Annotated in this window: 1 pseudogene; it reads right to left on the bottom strand. The window is 71.5% G+C overall.

Features of this window, described 5'->3' with window-relative positions:
• Window positions 1-221: pseudogene (locus AC4H2G_RS21575) on the bottom strand (ATP-dependent Clp protease ATP-binding subunit ClpX); the annotation flags it as partial.

Raw genomic sequence — 221 nt, 5'->3', positions numbered from 1 at the left:
GCGGACTTCTCGCGGGGGGTGCGGGTGCGGGTCGTGGCGCGCGGCACGATGGTCGGGTTGACGTTGTCGAGCACGACCTCCCGGGTGATCACGACCCGCTCCACGTCATCACGCGACGGGACGTCGAACATCACCTGCTGCAGCACCTCCTCCATGATCGCGCGCAACCCCCGCGCCCCCGTCCCACGCAGCAACGCCTGCTCCGCGACCGCCTCCACCGC

This window comes from Cellulosimicrobium sp. BMG9.23 (genome assembly GCF_059159985.1).
The sequence above is the reverse complement of the archived record's forward strand: the minus strand, read 5'-3'. Positions and strand labels throughout refer to the sequence as shown.